This is a genomic window from Pseudomonas lini (assembly GCF_030812475.1).
GTDB lineage: Bacteria > Pseudomonadota > Gammaproteobacteria > Pseudomonadales > Pseudomonadaceae > Aquipseudomonas > Aquipseudomonas lini_A.
In genome coordinates this window covers 207,170-221,434 of sequence record NZ_JAUSSR010000003.1, presented here as the reverse complement: position 1 = coordinate 221,434, position 14,265 = coordinate 207,170, and the positions used below count along the sequence as shown (strand labels likewise).

Annotated in this window: 9 protein-coding genes; 3 read left to right on the top strand and 6 right to left on the bottom strand. The window is 57.4% G+C overall.

Translation table 11 applies throughout. From position 1 onward, the window contains the following. The first annotated feature begins 7 nt into the window (after positions 1-7). The 3 genes from J2W17_RS07445 to J2W17_RS07435 are packed head-to-tail and all read left to right on the top strand — an operon-like array spanning position 8 to position 4,178. The gene (locus J2W17_RS07445; protein ID WP_307331594.1) at positions 8-967 is read left to right on the top strand and encodes a cytochrome-c peroxidase; all 960 of its coding nucleotides are present in this window, start codon (positions 8-10) and stop codon (positions 965-967) included. After that, a complete protein-coding gene (locus tag J2W17_RS07440; protein ID WP_307331592.1) occupies positions 964-2,775 on the top strand; it encodes a DAHL domain-containing protein in 1,812 nt (603 codons plus the stop codon). The genes J2W17_RS07445 and J2W17_RS07440 overlap by 4 nt, the downstream gene beginning before the upstream one ends. Further along, on the top strand, positions 2,772-4,178 hold the full coding sequence (locus J2W17_RS07435; RefSeq protein WP_307331589.1) for an ATP-binding protein: 1,407 nt from the start codon (positions 2,772-2,774) through the stop codon (positions 4,176-4,178). The genes J2W17_RS07440 and J2W17_RS07435 overlap by 4 nt, the downstream gene beginning before the upstream one ends. 188 nt (positions 4,179-4,366) lie before the next feature. Here the strand turns inward: J2W17_RS07435 and J2W17_RS07430 are convergent, their stop codons facing one another. The 6 genes from J2W17_RS07430 to J2W17_RS07405 all read right to left on the bottom strand — a co-directional run bounded on the left by J2W17_RS07430 (position 4,367) and on the right by J2W17_RS07405 (position 14,037). Beyond that, a complete protein-coding gene (locus J2W17_RS07430; protein WP_307331586.1) occupies positions 4,367-5,314 on the bottom strand; it encodes a glycosyltransferase family 2 protein in 948 nt (315 codons plus the stop codon). Positions 5,315-5,518: 204 nt separating this feature from the next. Beyond that, entirely contained in the window at positions 5,519-7,027 is a 1,509-nt protein-coding gene (locus J2W17_RS07425) for a glucosyltransferase domain-containing protein (RefSeq protein WP_307331583.1), read from the bottom strand. Position 7,028: 1 nt separating this feature from the next. Beyond that, on the bottom strand, positions 7,029-7,970 hold the full coding sequence (locus J2W17_RS07420) for a glycosyltransferase family 2 protein (RefSeq protein WP_307331579.1): 942 nt from the start codon (positions 7,968-7,970) through the stop codon (positions 7,029-7,031). Further along, on the bottom strand, positions 7,967-8,341 hold the full coding sequence (locus tag J2W17_RS07415) for a GtrA family protein (RefSeq protein WP_307331578.1): 375 nt from the start codon (positions 8,339-8,341) through the stop codon (positions 7,967-7,969). The genes J2W17_RS07420 and J2W17_RS07415 overlap by 4 nt, the downstream gene beginning before the upstream one ends. Positions 8,342-8,517: 176 nt before the next feature. Further along, positions 8,518-9,939, bottom strand: a complete 1,422-nt coding sequence (locus J2W17_RS07410) for an amino acid permease (protein ID WP_307331575.1) — start codon at positions 9,937-9,939, stop codon at positions 8,518-8,520. Between the two features lie 450 nt (positions 9,940-10,389). Further along, on the bottom strand, positions 10,390-14,037 hold the full coding sequence (locus J2W17_RS07405; RefSeq protein ID WP_307331571.1) for a dermonecrotic toxin domain-containing protein: 3,648 nt from the start codon (positions 14,035-14,037) through the stop codon (positions 10,390-10,392). Positions 14,038-14,265 lie beyond the last annotated feature (228 nt).

Sequence of the window (14,265 nt, the reverse complement as noted above, 5' to 3'; positions counted from 1 at the left end):
TCATCAGATGTCGCCCTTCTTTCACCGCCTGCTTCTGGTGCCGCTGTTCGGGCTGTGTCTGAACGCCGGCGCCGCCCCTTTGGATGAACCGCTCAAACCATTGCCGGCGGCGCCCAGGCAGGATCCGCTGCGGGTCGAACTCGGGCGCCAGTTGTTTAACGAACCCCGCCTGTCGGTCAATGGCTCGATATCCTGTTCAAGCTGCCACCGACTGGAAAACGGCGGTGCCGACACCCAGGCATTTTCCATGGGTTTCGCCGGTCTTGCAGTGGAGACCAATACCCCCAGCGTATTCAACGCCAGCCTGAATTTTCGGCAATTCTGGAACGGTCGGGCCGACACCCTCGAAGCCCAGATCCACGAAGTGGTGCAGAGCCCAGATAAAATGGGCAACAACTGGGAGCACGTGGTGCAGACGCTGTCCGCCGATCCCGCTTATCAGGCCTCATTTGCCAACGCCTACCCCGACGGCGTGACCATGAACACGGTGCAAAATGCCCTGGCCACCTACGAACGCACGCTGCTCAGTCGCAACTCACGCTTCGACCAATACCTGCTGGGTGATACCGAGATCCTCAACCGGGAGGAGAAATACGGTTACCAGCGCTTCAAGGAATACGGCTGCATCGCCTGTCATCAAGGGGTGAACATCGGCGGCAACATGTTCCAGAAGTTCGGGGTGATGGCCGATTACTTTCAGGTACGGGGCCATGCTGTCGAATCCGATCTTGGGCGATATCTGGTGACCCGGGACGAAGAGGACCGCAACGTCTTCAAGGTACCCAGCCTGCGCAACGTCGCCGTGACCGCGCCGTACTTTCACGACGGCTCGGCCAGCACTCTCGAAGATGCTGTGGACGTGATGTTCAAGTTCCAGCTTGGGCGCATTCCTTCCACCGAAGACAAAACCCTGATCATCAAATTTCTCAAGACCCTGACTGGCGAATGGGAGGGCAAACCCTTATGAGGATTTCTCACCGCCGCAACCTGGCGCTGCTGGGCATCGTCGCCGTGATGCTGGCCTCGACGCTGCTGTTCCTGTACCTCAAATCCAACTCGAACCAGACCACGACCTACACCGAGTCCCGGGACCTGATCGGGCGGATCAAACAGTTGAATGCCCAGTGGGAAACCGAGATTCTCAAGGCCAGGATCGCCATCAGCCACAACTATGATCCGCTGGTCGCACCGCTGACAGAGATGACTGAGTTGTGGCAACGCTTCGATACGATGGAGTCCAGCCACGGCCGCAACGACTCGCCGACCTGGCGCGCCAGCCATGACGCCTATCAGGAAACCCTCAAGGAAAAGACCCGGCTGGTGGAACAGTTCAAGTCGCACAACGCGGTGTTGCGCAACTCGCTGGCGTTCCTGCCCACGGCTGAGGACGACATTCAGGAACAGCTTGGGCAATTGGTGGACGGCGACAAACTGCAACTGCAGAACATCGCCACCGACACCTACGATTTGCTGCTCAGCAGCCTGGAATTCGCCCAGGTCACCTCCGACGACAAAGCGGCCGACATCCTGCTCGGGCTGAGTAAACTGGCGGTCAACAAAGAGCGCCTGCCTGAACAGTTCCACAGTCCGATCGATATTCTGAGCAACCACATTTCCCTGATCCTGCGCGAGCAACCGGTGGTGAATCGGCTGCTGCAGAACATCGAAGCCATTCCCGTGGCCGAACGCCTGGACGCCATCACCGGCCTGCTGAACACCGACCAGCAGCGGGCCGATGCGGTCGACCAGCGCTATCACTTCTACATGCTGGTGTTTTCAGTCCTGCTGGTCCTGTTGCTGGTGTACCTGGCGATTCACCTGATGCGCAGTTTCACGGTGATCCAGCGCGTCAACAACGCCCTGCAAACCGCCAACGACGATCTTGAAGTGCGGGTGGAAGAGCGCACCCGCGAACTCAAGGACACCCAGAGCGAGCTGCTCGACACCGCGCGCCAGGCCGGCATGGCCGAAATCGCCACCAACGTGTTGCACAACGTCGGCAACGTGCTCAACAGCGTGAATATTTCCGCCGACCTGGTCAGCCGCAAACTGCGCGCCAGCAAGGCCCAGGGCCTGGGCAAGGCCATGCAGCTGATCAACGGGCATCCAGGCGACCTTGGCACCTTTCTCACCCAGGACGAGAAAGGCAAATTGCTGCCCGGCTATCTCAATCAACTGGTGGATGCGATTGCCCTGGAACAACAAGGCATGACCGAAGAGCTGGCGCAGCTGAGCAAAAGTGTCGACCACATCAAGGACATCGTCGCCACCCAGCAATCCTATGCCGGCGCCAACAACCTGATGGAACCGCTGTACATCAGCGAATTGCTTGAAGACGCCCTGCGCATGAACGCAGGCGCCTTGACCCGGCATCACGTCAAGGTCATCAAGGAGTACAGTGAAGTGCCGCAGGTCATGGGCGACAAGCACCGGCTGCTACTGATCCTGATCAACCTGATCAGCAACGCCAAGTACGCCATGTCCGATCCGGGCAATCATCCGCGGCAAATGACGCTTGGGGTAAAAATAGTCGAGGATTCGATCCTGCAAGTCAGCGTCAAGGACGACGGCGAAGGCATCGCCGAGGAGAACATGACGCGCATCTTTGCCCACGGTTTCACCACCCGCAAGGAAGGCCACGGATTCGGCCTGCACAGCTGCGCCCTGGCCGCCATCGAGATGAACGGCCACCTTACCGCCCATAGCGACGGCCCGGGCAAAGGCGCGCTGTTCACCTTGCAGATCCCGCTTAAAGTCGTTCCGGAGCATGCATGAGCGAGCGTTCGAACCGGCGTATTCTGCTGATCGACGATACACCGTCCATCCATGTGGATTTTCGCAAGATTCTCATGCCGACGCCGGCGCTGACCGTCGAGCTGGACGAGATGGAAGCGACGCTGTTCGGCCGGGAAGTCAAAACCGCCAGCGCGGTGTTCGAGCTGGATTCGGCGTACGGTGGCCAGGAGGGGCTCGGAAAGCTCAAATGGGCCCTGCAGGAGCACCGTCCTTACGCCCTGGCCTTTGTCGACATGCGCATGCCCGAGGGCTGGGATGGCGCGCAGACCATTGAATACCTGTGGCAGCAGGACCCGCGCCTGCAGGTGGTGGTGTGCACCGCCTATTCCGACTATTCCTGGGATGAACTGCTCGACCGCTTGCAGGCCCACGACCGCTTACTGATTCTGAAAAAGCCGTTCGACAATATTGAAGTGCAGCAGATGGCCAACACCCTGCTGACCAAATGGGAGATGACCGAACGGGCCAGCATGCAGGTCGACCAACTGGAGCAGATGGTCGACCGCCGAACCCGGCAACTCACCGAAACCAGCGTTGAGCTGCAGCGGGAAATCGACGAACGCAAACAGCTTGAATCTCAACTGGTGCAATCGGAAAAACTTGCTTCACTGGGTCAACTCGCGGCGGGTGTCGCCCATGAAATCAACAATCCCATCGGCTTTATTTCTTCCAACCTCGGCACCCTCGATGGCTACTTCAAACAGTTGCAGGAAATGCTCGACGCCTATCGCGATGCCGAAGAGGCCATCGGCTCCAGCGAGCTTGTCGAGCACTTGCAACAGCTGCGCGAACGGGTCGAACTGGAGTTCCTGCGCGACGACATTCCGCTGTTGATCAAGGAATCCAAGGACGGCATCAACCGGGTCAGTCAGATCGTCAAGGACCTCAAGGATTTCTCCCGCGTGGACTCCAACCAGGAATGGCAATGGGTCAGCCTGCAACAGGGCATCGAGTCGACGCTGAACATCGTCGCCAACGAACTCAAGTACAAGGCCGATGTGATCAAGGAGTATCAGGCGCTGCCCGACATCGAGTGTCTGCCTTCGCAGATCAACCAGGTGTTCATGAACCTGATCGTCAACGCCTCCCAGGCCATCGGCCCGGAACGCGGCACCCTCACCCTGCGCACCGGGCATGAAGCTGCAAAGGTGTGGATCGAGGTGCAAGACACCGGCGCCGGCATCGCGCCACAGACCCTGCAGAAAATCTTCGACCCGTTCTTCACCACCAAGCCGGTGGGCCAGGGGACGGGGCTGGGCTTGTCGCTGTCGTATGGCATCGTGAAGAAGCACCGGGGGGAGATTTCGGTGCGCAGTGAGGTGGGTGCAGGGACCACGTTCAGGGTTGAGTTACCCATACACCAAACGAAACCGGCTGCCTGAAACCGATCCGCGAAGATATCCTTAAAGACGGCGCAAGCCTTGAGGGCCTCTTCGCCGGCAAGCCGGCTCCTACATGATCACCAGCGTGCCGATGCATTGTGGTCAACGCCAAACCCTGTAGGAGCCGGCTTGCCGGCGAAGGCGTCTTCAGATGCGCTGCAAGGCTTGAGGTCGCCTTCTCCTTTCAACTACGTGTGCTCATTGTTCAAGGCATCACCCTTCACGACACTCCTGACCACATACCTGGGCCGATGCTTGGTTTCCATGTAAATCCTGCCGATGTATTCCCCCATGACGCCAATCCCGACCAGTTGCACCCCTCCCAGAAACAGAATTGCCGTGATCAGCGAAGGAAAACCGGGCACTTCATTTCCATACACAAGTTTGTCCAGCAGCATAAAAGCCCCACAGGCCAGCGCCAGCAGCGAAATGGCGCCGCCAACGTAACTCCATAACCGCAATGGCACCGTACTGAACGAGGTAATGCCTTCCAGCGCCAGGTTCCACAGTTTCCAGCCGTTGAACTTACTCTTGCCCTTCGTTCGCGACGCTCGGTCGTACTCAATGACGACCGTGCGAAAACCGGCCCATGCCAGCACACCTTTCATGAATAGCTGTTGTTCGGGCAGGGTCTTGATGACGTCCACCACCTTGTGGTCCATCAATCGAAAGTCGCCGACGTTTTCTTCGATGGGCGTGAAAGAAATGCGCTTGAGCAAGTGGTAGAAGATCGCCGCGCCATGGCGTTTGATATAGCTATCGCACGCACGACTGCGGCGTTTGGCCAACACGACTTCAGCGCCGTTTTTCCATTCTGCGATGAGTCGGGGAATGACGTCGATCGGATCTTGCAGGTCCACATCCATTGGGATAATCACATCGCCACTGGCGTATTCCAGACCCGCGAATAGCGCCGGCTCCTTGCCAAAGTTGCGCGAGAAATTGATCAGTATCACGTCGCTGTCGACCAAGGCGATCCCTTGGACCAGATCGGATGTTCCATCGCTGCTGCCATCGTCGATGAACACGATTTCAACCTGATACTCGCGCAAGCCCGGGTCCTGGCGCACGGCCTGATAAAACACCTCGATGGCCTTCTCTTCATTGAAGACTGGAACGATCAATGAAACCTTCATGCCGCGCACTCACAAAACACTACAACCGTGTCGCTGGAGAATCCTTTTTCCAAGTCCTTCATGACACTTCCCTGGTTGCGTTTCGACAACTTCAGGGTAGAACCGGCGCGAGTGCCGGTCTACTGTCACAAATAACAGGCAGGCAAGCATTTCAGGTCAACGCGCGACCGGTTGATCGAGTGGTGAGCCACGGATCATCGCGCTTCACCAGTGCAGCACCTTGATCGGGGCGGGCTCTTTCATGACGATGAAACCGTAGTCGCCCAACAGATAAATCCGGTAGTACCGGTTCTCCAGGAACGGGGCGTAACCCTGATACCCGACCCTGGTTGCATTGCGTCGATCCCTCTCGGACACCACGTTGGTGATGCCCAGTTTCGGCAGGTTTTCGGCCATCACCAAAAAGTCGATGTTCAGCAGGTAGTGCAACACCGGCATCTGCTTGAACGAACCCGCAGCACCCAATAGCCAGCGATCGGAATAGGTCACCGACAGGTAGATGCGCTTGGCCTCGCGCAATTCCTTACGGGATGCAATGTCGTACGCCATGCTGGATACCGCGCTGGACGCGAAGACTTTCTGCACCGTCAGTACCCGACCGTAGGCATACGATAAAGACAGCATCGACAGCAGGGGAATCACCAGCAGCAGCGGCAGCCGCTCGTGGAGGTGTGCCAATGCCAGGTGGCTCAAATAGAACAACAGCAGCAACAGCACCGCGAAACCCATCAGCGTCCGGGCCCCTTCGTTGAAATCGCGGAAAAACAAAGCCATCCCCGACACCAGCAGCATCAGCACCGGCACGGTCAGTACGCAGATCAGGCCGATCAGCAGGTTCCTCCCCGGGCTGTCCTGACGTGTCGCGACCTTGAGCCCCAGCTGTATCGAGCCGGCCACCGCGCACAGCAATAACCCGGCGAATATCCAGGCAAATCCACCATGAAACAGCAGCACCACTTTTTCCAGCACCCGCCCGATATTGATCTGCAGTTGCAACAACGGCTCCGCCGACCAGTTCACCAAGGAAGTACGGCTGTGTTGGGTGAACGGATAAGCGCTGATGGCGTAAATCAGGCAGCCAAGGATCGCCTGCGCCAGTTTCCAGCCGAGCAGACCCCACCACTGGGGCCAGGCCAGTCTGTCATTGGCGCCTTTGAGTGCCTCGAGGCAACACAGCCCGAGAAACACATTGAAACTTACCTGGTACAGCCCCAGCGCCAGGGCAACCAGCAAGGACGGCACCAGCCACTGCAAAATGCGCGAGGGGTGACGAAAGGTGATTGCGTAGATCACCGCTACCAGACTCAAGGTCATGGCAGGGCCGTCGTATTGATAGGACAGGTTTTGCAGGAAGAAGGGGTTGTACCAGAGCGGCAATACCACCAGGCAGCAGGCAAGCGTCGGCTGCCGGTAGTAGTGAAATGTCAGGCGGGTCAGTGCCGCGGCCATGGCCAGCGAGGCAATCAACAGCGGCAACGGGAAGATGTTCGGCGCGCCGTTGCCGAACGTCAGCAGGTTGTAAAACAGCTCGGTAAACAATCGCCCCTGCTCCGCCCAGGCCATGCCGGCCGAGAGCGAACGCCAGTTGTCGTCGATGTAGGGATAGTCGGCGAGGATCAGCGGCAGCACGTACACCAGCACTGCGAGCAGAAAAAACAGCCAGACCTGACGGCTTCCAAATTCATCGCTGACCAGTCGCCTGAACCGGCCCATGCTAAAGCCCGAGCCGGTTTTTGCCGCCGACGATGTCCTTGACCACATAGCGCGGCCGATGCTTGGCTTCGATGTAGATGCGGCCCACGTACTCGCCGAGAATGCCGATGCCGATCAGCTGTACGCCGCCGAGAAACAGGATCGCGGTCATCAACGACGGGTAACCGGGGACGCTGTTGCCGAAGAAGATCTTGTCCAGCACCATGTACACCGCATACAGCACCGCGAAGATCGAGATGGCACCACCGATATAGGTCCACAAACGCAGCGGCACCGTGCTGAAGGAGGTCACGCCTTCCAGCGCCAGGTTCCACAGTTTCCAGCCATTGAACTTGCTGCGCCCCGCCACTCGCCCGGCGCGCTCGTACTCCACGACCACCGTAGTGAATCCGGCCCACGACAGCACGCCCTTCATGAACAACTGGTGTTCCGGCAGCGTGCGAATCACATCGACCACCTTGCGGTCCATGAGTCGGAAATCACCGACGTTTTCTTCGATCCGGGTGTAGGCGATACGGTTGAGCACCTGATAGAACAGCGCCGCACTGAGGCGCTTCAACAACCCGTCGGCGGTGCGATCGCGACGTTTGGCGAGCACTACATCGGCGCCTTTCTGCCATTGCTCAATCAACCGCGGGACGACGCTGATCGGATCCTGCAGGTCTACATCCATCGGGATCACTGCATCGCCGGTGGCATACTCCAGGCCGGCGAACAGCGCCGGCTCCTTGCCGAAATTGCGCGAGAAGTTGATCAGCAACACCTGGTCATCGGTGCGCGCCAGCGCCTTGATCTGCTCGGCCGTGCGGTCGGAACTGCCATCGTTGATGAACACGATCTCGAACTCGACCTGTTCAAGTTGCAACTCACGCCGGACCGCTTGATAAAACAGGTCGATCGCCTGCTCCTCATTGAATACCGGGACGATCAACGAGATTTTCATTGCTCACGCTCGCGAAACACCACGTATTTCGAAAACAGAAAACCCAGCACCAGGCTCAAGGCCGAAAACAGGGCCACGGTCAGCAGGCCATGAAACCGCCACACGTCACCGGCATGGCCGACGCCCAGGCTCAGGGCCCCCATGGCTCCCAAGAATAGAAGATAACCGCCGACCGATGCCTTGGCATCGAAGGTATACAGCGCGTTCATGTAGAAGGAAAACGAGGCGGCAACGCCGAAGGCTACCAGATTGCTCATGGCCTGACTGAAGCCGGCGGCCTCACTCAGCAGGAAGAAAATTTGCCAGTGGATCAGCGTATTGGCGACCCCGACCACGGTGTAGCTGGAAAATCCTTTCCAAAAGCGCCTCATGCTGCCCCTCCGTTTCACGCCATAAACCTTTGAACCTGTCTACTGTCAGAAATCACAGGCTTGACGTTCTTTCGGACCAGCGGTTCCTCACGGCCGCTGCGATCTTTTGATTTTCCCTGATGCAAAAAGCCCCGATCATTTGACCGGGGCTTTTGCGTTTCAAGCGTATCGACAACTTATGAAGCCGAACGCACCGCACCTTGCGCCACATTGGTCGGTTGCAGCTTGAACACGTAGAACAATACCGTTAGCAGCACCAGGAACGCAGGTCCCACATAGAGTGCCACGCGGGTATCCGGGAAGTACGCCATCAGCCCGACCACCAGCACCAGGAACGCCAACGCCAGGTAGGAGCTGATCGGGAACAACCACATTTTGTATTTCAGGCCGGCACGCTCACTGGCGCTCAGGCCTTTGCGGAACTTGAGCTGGGCCAGCAGGATCATCACCCAGGTCCAGATCGCGCCAAAGGTGGCAATCGCGGTGACCCAGACGAAGACCTTCTCCGGCACCAGGTAGTTGAGCAGTACACCCAGCAACAAGGCACCGATCGACAGCAGCAGCGCACGGCGCGGCACGCCATTACTGGAGGTCGTGGCGAAACCGGCCGGGGCCTGGCCGTTCTGCGCCAGGCTGTAAAGCATGCGCCCGGTGCTGAAGATGCCGCCGTTGCAGGACGACAGTGCGGCAGTGATCACCACGAAGTTGATGATGCCGGCGGCGGTCTTGATGCCCAGACGCTCGAAGGTCATCACGAACGGGCTGCCCTGGGTGCCGATTTCGTTCCACGGGTAGATCGACAGGATCACGAACAACGCGCCGACGTAGAACAGCAGAATCCGCCAGAACACCGAGCCGATTGCGTTGGGAATGGTCTTCTGCGGGTTCTTCGCTTCCCCGGCGGTCAGGCCGATCATCTCGACGCCAAGGTAGGCGAACATCACCATTTGCAGGGACATCAACACGCCTTGCACGCCGTTGGGCATGAAGCCGCCATGGGCCCAGAGGTTGGAAATTCCCAGTGCCACACCGTCGTTGCCGAAACCGAACGCGATCACGCCGATGCCGCCCACCACCATCGCAACGATGGTGACGATCTTGATCAGGGCGAACCAGAACTCGAATTCACCGAAGGCTTTCACCGCGATCAAGTTGATCGAACCCATGCTGACCAACGCAGCGAGCGCCCAGATCCAGCGCGGCACGTCGGGGAACCAGACGCCCATATACACCGCCACCGCAGTGATTTCCGCGACGCAGGTCACCAGCCACAGGAACCAGTAGTTCCAGCCGGTGAGGAAGCCCGCCAGGGGGCCGAGGTAGTCTTGAGCGTATCGGCTGAAGGAGCCGGCGACCGGGTTATGCACGGCCATCTCGCCGAGGGCGCGCATGATCACCAGGATCGCCAGACCACCGATGATGTAGGACAGCATGATGGCCGGGCCGGCCATTTCGATGGCCTTGGCCGAACCGAGGAACAGGCCGACGCCGATACAGGCACCGAGCGCCATCAAGCGAATATGCCGTTCGCCGAGTTCGCGTTTAAGCGGGCCGCCCTGAGCGGTCTCGCCGTGAGGCAGGTGATTGCCGACTGGCATAGGGGTACAACCTCGTCTTGTTATTGGATATGACCACCGAGTTTCGCAGCGCTGACCGATAAGCCATTGCTTGCTTGAAACCGGACCTGCTTCGTGGGCAGAACCGTCTTGCAGGGCCAAACCTGCAAGATCCGCGGGGCGTGCAGTATAAAAAGCTTCGGACAGGGATTTTCACTCTATAAACCACAACATTCAGCGAGAACTCTCGGGAAAGGCCTGGTTTGCGGAGGGGCATTACCTGACTTGCGTAGGATTTTTCGTTGCGGAAACGGCGCGGAGTATTGCACGACTTTGGTGCGTCGTCATGTTCACCCGGTGCCAGTTGACCGGGTGAACATGCGTCGAGGGGAAGTACAGGGCTGCAGTCGCGTTTACTGCATCCATGCCGCAACAGTGATTGCAGGGGTCAGGCGAAGGCGGCACCGGGTGTCGAGAGAATGCCTGCGCCACTTAATCCCATTTATAAGCAGGGCCATAATCAAGAAAGAGTTCTTCGCCCTTTTGTATGTCTTGCCAGGCGACAAAGAAGGTCATGTATCGACCCACATTGATAGGTGCCACGTTTTCACGTCCAAAAGATTCGCCTGGGGCATAAGGACTATTAACCAGGCTCAGGACATTGCCGCTGCCATGGGCACTCAAGGTTCCATCGTTGGAAAACGTGGAAAAAGAGAAACTTTCGACAGCCCTGTGCCCCTTGCCATTAAGCTCTTTGGTCAGTGTTGAATTGCCACGGTGCAACTTTCCGGAATACGGGCCTAAAACCTCGAAGCGACGAATATCACGATTGGCCACCACCGACAGACCTCTTTCCGGCCCGGACTCGAGCTTTTCAACCTTCAAGAGCCGATCAAACCGGGAAGACAGATTTTTTTCGTTTCTGATCCAGTCCCGGACATCTTCAACGATGGCATCTGCCAGCTCCAACCTTTCTATTCTCGGCTCGACATCGTCGAGTAACCTGTTCCAGTACGTTACCTCGATCTCATCGATGTTCGCTTCCGGCCCACCGACGCCTTCCGGCCCTTCCGCTGACAACGTGATGCTGCGAGTGACATCCTTCGGATCCTGCAAAATCGGTAACCGGTTGTCTATTTGATGACCGTACTGAGGAACATAATCGCCCGCGGCGGAACTGGCCTGGTCCTCCAGGCGTCGACGCTTGTTGTGTTCGGCCCCGTCTTCCTCGGCCGTGCGCCGGGTGCCCCCCGGCCGTCGCAAGGATTTGCGCGCCATAGGCGGCCTGGGTAACGGGCCGGATTCGTCGACATCGCCAAATATCAGGTGATCGGTACCGGCTGGCGTGAAACGCCCATCTTCATTGACGTAATGCGCCCACTCCAATGGATCGATCCTGTTCAATTCGAGGAAACCGCTCATCCCGATGCCAATGTCAGGGTCGTGATGAATATCCCACCACCTTTTCAGATGCTCATCGGAAACAGGGCTGAACTCATCGAGCCCGAGGACAAGCACATTATTGCCGGGTACCGTAAAACTGCCATCGGGTTTCACATAGCGCTCCCAGACAGCAGGATTGAGGTTGTTGCGCTCGACATACTCGACCATGGCGACCTCGTTATTCGGCAGTCGCGACAAGGTGTACCAGTCCTGCAGATGTTCCTCGGTGATTCTGTTGAATCGTTTTCCGGCAAGCACCTTTCCTGCCAGATCGAGCGTGCCATCCTGTTTGACATGTTTCATGAACGATGCGGTGTCGAGCCTGTACTTATTTGCAAACCCTTCACGCGTCAACTCGTGGCGCTGACGTGCAGACAAACTCTCCCACTTCGAAAGATGTCTCGCCGTGACTTTATTTCGTACACCATTGCCGCTGGCAAGAAAGTCAGCGCCTTCGGCAGTCACGGTTCCATCGGCCAATACATAACGTTCCAGTGTTGGAAGGAAGAGCCCGCGATCCCTGGCAAATTTTTTCAAGGTGATTTTTTGCCGGCTCAGGGGTGGTAAGTGGTTCCAGTCGCGAATATCTGCTGTCTTGATGAACCTGCGTTCGCCAGCCCCGCCCTTCAATGAAAGCGGTTGCCATTGATCAGGCCCGGCCTGCCATAGCAACAGATGCGAAGAGGAGCCATTGACAGGATCAACGACGCTCACATCCACGATGTCGGAGTCGAGATTAAACGAGCTTCTGACCTGATAGACCGCTACCGTACCCGCCTCATCGACGTTGCGGATATAAAACTGCTGTCCGTCGAGGCTTCGATAAATGCCTTTCACGGGACTCAACCCGGCAATCAGTGATTCCTGGGTGACATACCGGGCATAGAGGGTGTTGCTGAACCCGCCGAAGGCGGCAGATGAAAAATCATCGCCTTGGGTACCCGATGTGCCTGCCGGATCTTTATCGATCATTGCCTGAGCAGTTCCAGTGGCCGATGCATCCATCGCCCCGTCACTGGGCTCGATGCCCTCCAGCGCTTCCCTCCGGTAAGTGCTGGAGGGCTTCCACAGGCGTTTCTTCCCGTTGGGAAGTTCTACGGCCATGAAATCCGGATGCACAAGGGCGAACACCGGAGCAGCCTCTGCGCCGAGCATAAGGTTTTGCAGCACGTTGGTGATATGCAGCCACCCGGCCTCCCTGTCACCCAGACTGAGATCTTCAAGGCCCTCCACAACTTCATACATCAGTTGTACCGCCGCGACGCCCAGCATCACCACGCCCAATGGGGGTACCGCGAAGGAGAGCAGATTGAGCGCGGTCAGGCCGCTATCCAGCAGGTGAGCGATCAACGCCCGGCGTTCAGCGGCATCCGCATCCTCTGTGGGAACGGCCTGGCTGCGGGCATCAACGAATAGTCCTTGCCTGAACGCCTTGAAAAGCGTTGCCCAGAGATCAAACCGCTGCCGCCAGGGTTCTCCAGACGGATCCAGCACGCTGAACTGCAGCAGAAAATCAGGCGCCGCCTTCTGCCGACGTTCAAGATAGTGAACGTGGCGATACGCTTCTTCCGGGGGAGTCGGAACCCGTTCAGTGAAACTGTAGAAATACTTTGCGCGGTCCTTGTGCCGCATAAAACGACTGAAAAATTGCTGATAAGCAGTCGGTGCGCTGGCGGAGTCGCCGGATTTTCTTCGCACGAACTGGCTGATCAGGCGAGCTTTGAACTCGGCAACTGTTGCGTAATACTTCACCGGGTGATCGGGATCATCGGGAATGTAGACGATAAAATCGCCTTTGGCTTGACCATCGACTGTTGGCCAAAACTTATCCAGAGCACTTTCCAACAACGTTTCATCGTCAGGGTCGGCCATCTCGAAAACAATACAACCGTGCAACGGCATGCCCATGAAACTCAGGCCGCGACACCACACGGGTTTCCCGTCGACGCGGGCAGCCATATTCCCGTTAATGATTTGAAGTATTGCGCGTTGGTGCTTCAGTTCAATATCGCCTCTGCGCAAGGCGATATAAGTTGACGCTTGCAAGGCGGCTTTTTGATAACTGATGAATACTTCGCTCAATTTTCCTTGCGCGACCGGATCGTCCCGTTTCACTCCACTCTTCAGGTGTTCCTGATACTGTTGCCCGATGTCCAACTCCCGGCACATCGCGGCGAAACGCTCGCCATTGAATTCAATCCTGGGCAGTGCGGCCGTCGGCCCATAGGCGAAGTTTTCCAGGCCGGGAAAATACTCCGGACCTTCAGCATTTTCAAAGTTATGGAGGGCGGCCTCCAAGAGACTGACATTTCGGACTTTTCGTTGATCCGGATCGAAGAGTTTCAAATGCATGGCATTGACATCGAGATCCAGGCCAAACACTTCGCTTATTCTTTTCTTGAGTAACGGCTCAGCAAATTCATAAGGGTTCTTGACTGTTGCCAAGACGCCGGTCAATGCCGTGTGTGCCGTTACACTCGCTTCGACCAGTTGTCCTGCTTCAGTACGCTGTTCCTGGGAGGCAGCCTTTAGCCAATCGGGCATCGTCGGGGTAAAACTTTTCAACACGGCGAGATTATGTATCGACATGTTCAATAGCGCTGGAGGCGTAGCCGCCTTGACGATTTCCAGATGCTCGATTGCGGTGTTGCCGATAGCCGATGCGGCATTCTTTTTCGAAGCGGGCAGATCAGTCATGACATCGTCCTTGATACAAAAAAAGAAGCCCGATTAAATACCGTACGGCCCCAGGCAGACACTCATGGATTACTACCAAACATTATTGATCCGTCTCTCGGCTGGTCATTGGTACACGCCTCACTCCTTCAACTTGAAGTTGAAACTGCGCCAAACAGAATGTTGAACGAGGATTATTCAGCATTGCCAGGCGGTTCCCCCTCCTGCCGCCCATCCCCGAGTCCTGCG